General features: G+C 54.4%; 10 protein-coding genes. 3 read left to right on the top strand and 7 right to left on the bottom strand.

The window, feature by feature from the left end:
• The 6 genes from VGJ94_13465 to htpX all read right to left on the bottom strand — a co-directional run.
• Nucleotides 1–211, bottom strand: a 211-nt coding sequence (locus VGJ94_13465) for a hypothetical protein (protein ID HEY3277621.1), incomplete at its 3' end; no start/stop codon positions are given.
• Nucleotides 208–858: a DUF3786 domain-containing protein gene (locus tag VGJ94_13470; GenBank protein HEY3277622.1), complete on the bottom strand. Its 651-nt coding sequence runs from the start codon at nt 856–858 to the stop codon at nt 208–210. The genes VGJ94_13470 and VGJ94_13465, both read right to left, overlap by 4 nt.
• A 36-nt stretch (nt 859–894) precedes the next feature.
• The gene (gene rpe, locus VGJ94_13475) at nt 895–1569 is read right to left on the bottom strand and encodes a ribulose-phosphate 3-epimerase (GenBank protein HEY3277623.1); all 675 of its coding nucleotides are present in this window, start codon (nt 1567–1569) and stop codon (nt 895–897) included.
• Between the two features lies 1 nt (nt 1570).
• On the bottom strand, nt 1571–2272 hold the full coding sequence (locus VGJ94_13480; protein ID HEY3277624.1) for a PASTA domain-containing protein: 702 nt from the start codon (nt 2270–2272) through the stop codon (nt 1571–1573).
• Complete coding sequence (locus tag VGJ94_13485; GenBank protein HEY3277625.1) at nt 2269–3522, bottom strand: transcription antitermination factor NusB; 1254 nt, start codon at nt 3520–3522, stop codon at nt 2269–2271. Before VGJ94_13485 ends, VGJ94_13480 begins: the two co-directional genes overlap by 4 nt.
• 13 nt (nt 3523–3535) lie before the next feature.
• On the bottom strand, nt 3536–4384 hold the full coding sequence (gene htpX, locus VGJ94_13490) for a zinc metalloprotease HtpX (protein HEY3277626.1): 849 nt from the start codon (nt 4382–4384) through the stop codon (nt 3536–3538).
• 280 nt (nt 4385–4664) lie between these two features.
• Here htpX and VGJ94_13495 point away from each other — a divergent pair, with 280 nt between their 5' ends.
• Nucleotides 4665–5252 carry a tetratricopeptide repeat protein gene (locus VGJ94_13495; protein HEY3277627.1) on the top strand — a complete coding sequence of 196 codons (588 nt, stop codon included), beginning with the start codon at nt 4665–4667 and terminating at the stop codon, nt 5250–5252.
• Nucleotides 5253–5315: 63 nt separating this feature from the next.
• Here VGJ94_13495 and VGJ94_13500 read toward each other — a convergent pair whose 3' ends face one another.
• Nucleotides 5316–5645 (bottom strand): hypothetical protein, encoded by a 330-nt coding sequence (locus VGJ94_13500; protein HEY3277628.1) that lies wholly within the window; start codon nt 5643–5645, stop codon nt 5316–5318.
• Nucleotides 5646–6340: 695 nt separating this feature from the next.
• Here VGJ94_13500 and VGJ94_13505 point away from each other — a divergent pair.
• Both VGJ94_13505 and VGJ94_13510 read left to right on the top strand, forming a co-directional pair.
• Entirely contained in the window at nt 6341–7975 is a 1635-nt protein-coding gene (locus tag VGJ94_13505; protein HEY3277629.1) for an AMP-binding protein, read from the top strand.
• 99 nt (nt 7976–8074) lie between these two features.
• Complete coding sequence (locus tag VGJ94_13510; GenBank protein ID HEY3277630.1) at nt 8075–8836, top strand: SDR family oxidoreductase; 762 nt, start codon at nt 8075–8077, stop codon at nt 8834–8836.
• The last annotated feature ends 302 nt before the right edge of the window (nt 8837–9138 follow it).

The following is a 9138-nucleotide window of genomic DNA, read 5'->3' on the forward strand; positions in this document are numbered from 1 at the left end:
CCAGAATATCGGCCAGATCCATCGAGAGGGAAAGGTGGTCCACATGGGTATGGGTATCGATGCAGTAGAGTATCTTCAGGTTATTTTCCCTCGCGAAGGTGACGTAGGGCGCGGGATCGTGGGAGGGGTCTATGATGGCTCCTTTCTGCTCTTCGGAAGAGGCGATGATATAGGAAAGACAACCGTCGAAATTGAACTGTCTGAATATCATTCCATCACCTCGGTTGCATATTTTTGGCGTGCTGCCTTGATGATTCTCGTGGCGGCGAGCTTGGAGAGGACGACCGCGTCTTCGAGAGAAAGGTATCCTGAAACGGAGCGGTCAAAGAGCGTCTTGACAGACGGGGGAAATTCTTCGTCTCCTTCCCAGAGAATGAACGTGAGGGGCACCCGGGGGAAGGCGAACAATGTAAACGATGCGTCGCCGTATTCTTCTTCGTTTCCTCCCAGGATCATCCCTGACTCAAGAAAGGCATCGCGGTGGTATCCGAAGGCTGAGGTAAGAGGTTTTAAAACTCTTGTTTCGAACACGGGGAGGTAATGGCGGGCCCCGGGGATATCCTCATATGCCGCCTGTTCCCCCTGAAGGGGCTCCCCGGTTGCGGCTATCAGGTAATGGAGCGCGATGATCTTCGAAACGAGGCTCACGCCGGCGTCTTTCGAGCTTTTGAAGGAAAATCCGGGTGTGGCGATCAGAAAGAGCTCGTCGAAAAAAGGGACCTCTATCACGCCTTTGCCCTCGGAGCCGCGATACAGGGCGCCGGCATTCAGGGCCTGGCCCTCCACGCCTTTTTCCATAAGCGCGTCGCACGCCAACTCGAAGACCTTTTTATATGCCTTTTGCTTCGGCATCTGCATGGTATTTACCACCCGGGGCCGAAGAGGGTGCAGGATTTAACGCTCCACCTTCCCCTCGATCGCCTTTCGCACCTGTGCCATCTTTTCCGCGTAGTTCCCGCTTTGGAATATCTCGGTGCCCATGACGAGTATGTCCGCGCCCGCTTCTACCGCACGATATGCATTCTGTGCCTTTAACCCGCCGTCCACTTCGAGATCGATGCTCCTGCCCGAATTGTCGATCATCTCCCGGATCTTTCTTATTTTGCGCTCCATGGACTCCATATATTTTTGGCCGCCGAAACCGGGATTGACCGTCATGATGAGCACCATATCGATAACATCGAACACATACTTGATCTCCTCTTCGGGGGTCGAAGGATTGAGCGATATTCCCGCCTTTTTACCCAAAGATTTTATCACGTCTATAGTACGGAGCATATGTTTATCGGCTTCCGCATGAATCGTGACGATATCGGCTCCCCCTTCGATGAAATCGGCCACATACCTTTCAGGATGCTCGATCATGAGGTGGACGTCCAGGGGGATTGTCGCTGATTTTTTCACCGCACGGACGATAAGGGGGCCGATGGTAATGTTGGGGACGAAATGGCCGTCCATTACGTCTACATGTATAAGGTCCGCTCCCGCCTTTTCCACATCACTGATTTCCCGACCCAGTCTCGAGAAATCACAACTCAGAATGGAAGGGGCAATACGCACGTTTCTCATTTCATCCTCCGTTCACGCTGATGAAGATTTCGTCTTCATCGTTAAAAATAGTCTTTGAGGGTGTGGCGACCATTTTGGGCGGCGAGCCGTTGGCAGGCTCTTCCCTCCCGTAGAAGAAGCGGTACTTGATCTTCTTGCCGTCCATTTCTCCTGAAAGAGTATTGATATCGGCATTTTTGACATCGGGCATAAGATAATATTTCTTCATTCCCTGTCCCACGAAGAGGGTGACGCCGCTTCCCTGGAGCAATTTTGTGCCCTGTGAAGGTATCTGGGCCACGACCTGGCCCGCGTTTTTATGAGGGACAAATATGGTTTTTTCGATCTCCATCTGTTTCGCCCTCAAGTTCGCTTCGGCCTCTTCCAATTTCTCGTGAACAAAGGAAGGGAGCTCCACCAGCTCGGGGCCTTCCGATACGAGGACCATGACCACCCGGCCGGTCCTGACGGTAATATTGGCTTCGGGCTTTTGGACCGTAATATATCCATAAGGGATATCGTTTCTCGGCTCGTATCTGAGCACGCTGAGAGAAAGGCCGCGTCCTTCCGCCACTCGCTTCGCGTCCTCCACTTTTTGACCCCTGAGGTCGGGACAGATTACGGTAGCCCCCGTTTTGAGGAGGATATTGACCGTCATGTAAGATGACAGGAGGAAGACTGCAATGGGGGTGAAGAGATAGAGGATGCCTTTTTTAAAGCTCATGGTTTTCTCAACTTTGCGATAAAAAATCCGTCCATTCCCGACACGTGGGGCAAAGAAAGGAAATATTCGGTCCCGGAACAGAAGGGCAGAGGGTTTTCAAGGAGAAACTCCTTTTCCCTGCCGAACCTTTCAATAACTCCGACCGTCTCTTCCGGCTCGAAGGAGCAGACACTGTATACCATGGCGCCGCCCGATCTGAGATTATCCCATAGACTCCGCATTAAGTCTAATTGATAATTTCCGAATGCGATGACTTCCCGTTCGTCCCTTCGCCACTTTATTTCCGGGTGCTTCCGGACGATGCCCAGAGACGAGCAGGGGGCATCGAGGAGTATGGTATCGAATACCTGTGCCCTGTAAGGGGTTTGGAGCGAATCTCCCTGCACGATAAGGCCGCTTTTCTCCTTCATCTTGCTTATCCGCCCCATATCGTTATCCATGGCGATTACAAGGGTATTCCGGAAGAGGCCGCGGATCTGGCCGGCCTTTGTCCCTACCCCCGCGCACGCGTCGAGCACGGGGCCGCGAGAGGGCGGCAGCGCCTGCGCCACGAGCTGCGATGCCTCATCCTGTACCGATATCAGCCCGTCCAGGAAAAGGGGATCTTTCAGGACGGGTCCCAGCTTATCGACATGGAGGGCCGATTCGAGGTATTTCCCCTCCCTTACGCGCACCCCCTGTGCCTCGAGAAGAGCGACCACTTCCTGTTTCGTGATTCGGGCGAGGTCTATCCGGAGTGTGAAATCGGGAGGCTCGTTGAGGAGGGTAAGAAGCCGGTCCGTTTCCTCATGACCGAACCGCGCCACCCACCGGCTTACGAGCCACCGGGGAAAAGATTTTTCGATGCTGAGGGCCGTCACCGGGTTTTCGGGAAGTACGAGGAGGTCCCTTTCCCTTATAAACCTCCGGAGTACGGCATTCACAAAAGGGGCGGTCCCGGGGCTGAAATGGCGCTTGCCGTATTCCACCGCTTCCATTACCACATGGTAATGGGCCTTTTTCATGTGGGCGATCTGATAAAGGCTTATCCAGAAAAGGTATCGGACGTCCTTTTTCATCTCCCTCTTCACGAGGCGTGCGAGGACCCAGTCGAAATATCCCTTGTGTCTCACCGCTCCGGAAGCCATCGTATAGACGAGTCCCTTCATCGAATCGGGTATGTCCCGGTGGGAAAAAAAGGAATTTATGACGTCGTCGAGGAATGCGCCGGCCTCTACGCGCGCGATGATCTCTATGGAGGCGGACCTCAAGGTCTCGCCGAATTTATCGTCTATAAGCCATATCCTCCAGTCTTTTGATCCTTTCTTCTATGGGAGGATGGGTGCTGAAAAGGGAAAGGAGGCCTTTCGCGCTGAAGGGGTTCACGATAAAAAGGGGCGCCGTGGACGGATTCGCATCGTTCATGGGATGAACCGCCACGCCCGCGTTAAGCTTTTTGAGCGCATTGGCAAGAAACAGGGGATTACCGGCGAGAAGGGCTCCGCCGTCATCGGCGAGGTATTCCCTCGACCGTGAGATGGCGAGTTGAATGAGGGTCGCCGCAACAGCTGCGAAGATCGAGAAAATGATCATGGTGAATATATTCCCCCTCTCGTCATCGCTGCTGCCTCCGCTGAAAATTGCCCCGAAGCGCGCCCAGCTCCCGATCATTGTGATGGCTCCCGCAATAGCAGCAGCCACTGATTGGATAAGGATATCTCTATGCTTTATGTGCGACATCTCATGGGCGAGGACCCCTTCGAGCTCCTCACGGTTGAGGATGCGCATAATGCCGGTAGTGACGGCGACCACGCCGTGAGCCGGGTCTCGCCCGGTGGCGAATGCATTCGGGCTGTCACTCTCGATCATGTATACCCGGGGCATGGGCACAGACGCCTTTTGCGACAGGGAGGCAACGATTCTGTAAAGCTGGGGCGCTTCCGTCTCGCTTACCTGGCGGGCGCCATACATGGCAAGCACGATTTTATCGCAAAACCAGTAGCTTATGAAATTCATTGCAAGGGCTATCACAAAGGCAATCTGGGCTCCCGATGTGCCACCTATAATCCCCCCGAGGGCAACGAGGATAATGGTGAGGACAATCATCAATAAAAAAGTCTTTACCTGGTTCATTGAATTCTCCTGATCATGCCGGTGCGGATGATCTTCCCCTTATGCCCGCCACTTTCCGGGCGGGGTCCGGCTGTGCCGGTCTGCGAAAGCGGGATCCTACCCATAATTAGACTAATATACCGCTTTTGCAAGGTCTTTTCAAGGCACGTCGGTGAACCGGCGGCGCGTTTCGGGCAGGGCGGGCGCGGCAACTCAGATGGACGGGCGGCCTTTCCCGGATGACGTCCGATCCGGAATATCTCTTGCGCCCGTTGCAGGACATGGCATATATTTTGGAGACATGAAAAAAGAGAATGTGATTATTCTTGCGATCCTCTGCCTCATCGTTGGCTTCGTGGCGGGTGTAGGGGCGGGAATCAGGTTTGCCTCGAAGGATGTCCCTTCTCCCGCTGCTGCGACTGCCCCGTCCCAGGGAGAGCTGGTCGTTCCCTCCCCGCCCAATGCCCCTTCCCGGGAGGAGATCGTCGCCCTGGAGGAGCTTATCAGGAAAGATCCGAACAACCTTCAGGCCCTCATCGATCTCGGCAATCGATATTTCGACGCCCAGGCATTTGAGAAGGCTATCGACGCCTATTCAAAGGCCCTTAAGCTCGACCCACGGAATGGGAACGTGAGAACCGACATGGCGATCATGTACAGGGGGCTCAAAGATTATGACAGGGCGGTGAAGGAATTGAAGGAAGCCGCGGCATCGGACCCGTTGCACGTGAACAGCAGGTATAACCTGGGCATCATACTCCTCCACGATAAAAAGGACGCCCAAGGGGCTATTGCGGCCTGGGAAGACTGTCTCAGGGCAGGAGCGAGCGGCGAGGAGGCCGAAAAAATCCGGCACCAGCTGCGGGCTCTGAAGGATATGACTAAATAGCCCTCATACCGTATTGTGTTCCGGCTTCAATGAAAAATACCGGGTTTATTATGGGGAAAATTGCTAGGAAAGAGGCCGGAGGCTCTTTCGCAGGTCCTTGAGGAGATTCGCGAAAAAAGGCTCCGCGCCCTTCTCCAGGATTTCCCGTTTCAGCCTCGTGAGGCTTTCTTCCGAGCGGACGGCCTCTATTGCGGATATGCCGAAGGATTTCTCCACGGCCTCCGTCATCTTCAGATACGCGTAATCAGGTCCATTATTTTCCGCGCTCTTTGCCATGCACTTTACCCATTCCTCATCGTTGATAATGCGCGGGAACGGTCCGATACCCGTGAATAGGGGGTTATGAATGATATCTGTTATTACATTTTGCGCTGATTGTCTCATCTGTTCCATGCCTCATTACCTCCGGTTAACGTTCTTTATGAATTCGCGCTGCCTGATTCGTGACTCCTGCCGATCCTCCGGTTTTCTGCCTTCGGTCACTTAATACTCAAGAACCATGCCATAATCCTCCAATTGTCCCGTACAAAGAAAAGCCAGTGATATCGGTGAAATATATTACGGGTGGCACGGAGGCCGCGGCGCTTGCTGTACTGGAAATCAATAAAGAGTATTGTCTCGCGAGACAATGTCCCACATGACAAGACGGGCTGTTGCCCATTTCGGGCCCCGCCGTTTCTTTCTTTTGTATACGGAAAAAAGACAAAATTGTAATTTGTCCCGGATCACGGGGACCGGTGAAACATACCAGGAGCCTTCCCTCAAGCTGTAAAAGGACCGTGATAATAAATAGTTATAAGTGCCCCCCCATGCCTTCGAAATAAGAGGGGGAGGACCGTCCGAGAATCGGGAAGAAAATGCTTGACAACATGAATGCAATTCAGTAACATCTGAACAACGCTCAATAAGCATAATTTGGTGCCCTTTAGGCGGCATGAATAGGCAGTTTATGGGCATGTATTCATGAAAAACTGAATAATACTCATAGCGGGAGACGTGCGTCTGGAGGCAGTGTCTCGAAATCGCTCGACCAAAGTGTATACGATATGTTGTCCGGTCTCACCCAATATCACACCAGGAGGATTTCAATGGCCATAGAAGGTTTCACCGAGTATAGAAAGGAAGACCGGGAGAAGTATAACCTGAGAAGGTGGTGGCTCGGCATGACATGGGGCGATCTCTTCGACAAAGCCACCGACCTCTATCCTGATAAAATCGGCCTCGTGGACGGCACGGGCTCCTTCACTTATAAAGAACTCAGGGATAAGGTGGACCGCCTTGCCGTGAGTCTCATCAAAAGGGGCATCAAGCCCAAAGAGTGGGTCCTCCTCCAGTTTCCCAACTGGCACGAGTACATAATCTCCTTCTTTGCCATGCAGAAGATCGGGGCCCTTACCCTCCTGCTCATTCCCCGGCACAACCAGACGGAGATCAACTACATGGCATCCCTCACCAGGCCCGTGGCCTGGATGGTCCCGGATAGGTACGGAAAGATCGACTATGCCCCGATTATCGACGACGTCCTTAAAGAAAACCCTCAGTTGAAGGATGTCATTTATGTGCGCGGGAAGAAAGGTCCCTTCATGGAAGACCTCATTGCCGAAGGGCAGCTCTCGAAAGAGAACCTGAAGGCCCTGGAGGCGAGGCGTCCCGACCCGGACGAGGTCTCCCACATCATGCCCACCGGAGGCACGACCGGTCTTCCGAAAGCATCGGTCCGTACCCACAACAGCTACATCACCAATGTAGAATACCACTCCCGCCTCTGGGAGATCACAAGCCATGATACCCTCATGGTCATCACCCCCGTGGCCCATTCCATGGCCATGCATTGGGGCATAGGAGCGGCATTCCTCAACTTCGCGAAGCTCGTGCTTCTCGATTCCACCACCCCGGAAGATATCTGCACCTGGATAGAGAAAGAGAAGGTCACCGCCATGCCCTCGGTCCCCGCCCTCATTACCCGGGTTGTCTCCATGGAGAACCTCTCTTCCTATAACCTCTCCTCCCTCTCGAAGATATCCGTGGGAGGGGCGCCCTCTACCCCCGAGCTTGTCCGCACCGTCTACGACAAGCTCCACTGCACCTTTATAAACGGCTTCGGCTCGTCGGAAGGGACCAACATGGCCACCAGGCCCGGAGACCCGATCGAGGTAATCTGCAACTCAGTGGGAAGGCCCGCCTGCCCCTACGACACGATTATCGTGGTCGATGATGAAGGCAGGGAAGTGCCCCCCCTTGTCGAAGGGGAGCTCGTCTCCAAGGGGCCGGGTGTTTTTACCGGCTATTTCAAATCTGCCCATGAGAACGAGGGGACCTTCACCCCCGAAGGCTTTTTCAAAACAGGAGACAAGGCCCGTAAGGACGAGAAGGGGAACATCACGATCACGGGAAGGATCAAAGACATTATCAACCGCGGGGGCGAGAAGATAAGCGCCCTCGATATAGAGAACCGTCTCAGCGCCCATCCCGCCATCAGGGAATCGGCCGTGGTGGGTATGCCCGACGCGGTCCTGGGGGAAAGGATCTGCGCCTATGTCGTGCTGCGGCCCCAAGCCGCCCTCACCTTCGAGGAGACCGTCGCCTTCCTCAAAAATGGAGGCGCTTCCGTACAGCAGTTGCCGGAAAGGATTGAATTTGTCAACGAGCTGCCTACCACCAAGGTCGGGAAAGTCGATAAGAAGGCGCTCAGGGAAGATATAACGAGGAAGATGGAGAAGTAGAAATACCACGGGACGGCATTTTTCAATCCGGAAAAAGCCCTTTTTCAATGCTGTTGCACCGCATAAAAGGGATCACTATCACGAAAAGGAGGCTGTATTATGTCTTTGGAAGGAAAACTTGCACTCGTAACAGGAGCTTCGATGCCGAAAGGGGTGGGCCGGTATGCCGCACTCACTCTTGCCCGGCAAGGCGCTGACGTGGTGGTCACGGGATATAACCACCTGGAAGGGGCCGAGGCCCTCGCAGCGGAGATAAAGGCTCTGGGCCGCAAGGCCATGGCGATCAAAATGGATGCCAGCAAATATGAGGACGTGCAGAAGGCCTTTGCGGCCATAAAGGCCGAGATGGGCCCCGTGAGCGTTCTGGTGAATAATGCGGCCCTCATGGGTCACAACATCAGCATCGCCAAGACCACGGCTGGGGAATGGGATTATGAAGTGAAACTATGCCTCAATTCCGCCTTCTACTGCATCAAGGAGGCATGGGCCGACATGTGCGCCAACAAGTGGGGAAGGATTATCAACATGACCTCCGTTGCCGGAGTTCTGGGCGGCGCCGGCCAGACGAGCTACGGGGCTGCCAAGGCGGGCCTCATCGCCCTGGCCAAATCAGCTGCCCTGGAAGGCGCGAGATTTAATATCACCGCAAACAGCGTACTTATAGGGATCTGCGCCACCGACGGTTACGATCTCCTCCCCGAGCCCGTGCGCCAGGCAGTTGAAAAGAGGACGGTCTTCAGGAGACCTGCCCAGCCTCAGGAGATCGCCGACGCCATTGCCTACCTGGCGTCCGACAGCGGTGCATATATGACAGGCTCGATCATGAACATGATGGGCGGCCTCGACCTCTTCGTATTCTAGGGACCTTTCGGCCGGACGGCCGAAGCCGGGAGGCTGCAATAGTTTTCGGCACGGATCGGGAATAAACGTCCGGGAGGGAGGCTTCTTCGCCTTCCTCCCGGATTGCAACGGGTTTTCAAGGAAAACAGGGGGTTTGAGGATGACGCGGGCCCAGTCCCGGCCACCCCAGAAGAGGAGGTATTATGGAAAGTAGCATTCTCGAGAGGTTCCTGACGAAGGTCACCAGGGTTCTCAATATCATCGGCGGCAGCGCCCTCACATTCATGATGTTCCTTACCGTGTCGGACGTGCTCATGCGCGCA

It is taken from the genome of Syntrophorhabdaceae bacterium (genome assembly GCA_036504895.1).
In the GTDB taxonomy this organism is placed as follows: Bacteria; Desulfobacterota; Syntrophorhabdia; order Syntrophorhabdales; family Syntrophorhabdaceae; genus PNOM01.

Coding starts and splice junctions, on each gene's coding strand:
- VGJ94_13470 (HEY3277622.1), bottom strand. CDS start 858: ATGCAGATGCCGAAGCAAAAGGCATATAAAAAGGTCTTCGAGTTGGCG.
- rpe (HEY3277623.1), bottom strand. CDS start 1,569: ATGAGAAACGTGCGTATTGCCCCTTCCATTCTGAGTTGTGATTTCTCG.
- VGJ94_13480 (HEY3277624.1), bottom strand. CDS start 2,272: ATGAGCTTTAAAAAAGGCATCCTCTATCTCTTCACCCCCATTGCAGTC.
- htpX (HEY3277626.1), bottom strand. CDS start 4,384: ATGAACCAGGTAAAGACTTTTTTATTGATGATTGTCCTCACCATTATC.
- VGJ94_13495 (HEY3277627.1), top strand. CDS start 4,665: ATGAAAAAAGAGAATGTGATTATTCTTGCGATCCTCTGCCTCATCGTT.
- VGJ94_13500 (HEY3277628.1), bottom strand. CDS start 5,645: ATGGAACAGATGAGACAATCAGCGCAAAATGTAATAACAGATATCATT.
- VGJ94_13505 (HEY3277629.1), top strand. CDS start 6,341: ATGGCCATAGAAGGTTTCACCGAGTATAGAAAGGAAGACCGGGAGAAG.
- VGJ94_13510 (HEY3277630.1), top strand. CDS start 8,075: ATGTCTTTGGAAGGAAAACTTGCACTCGTAACAGGAGCTTCGATGCCG.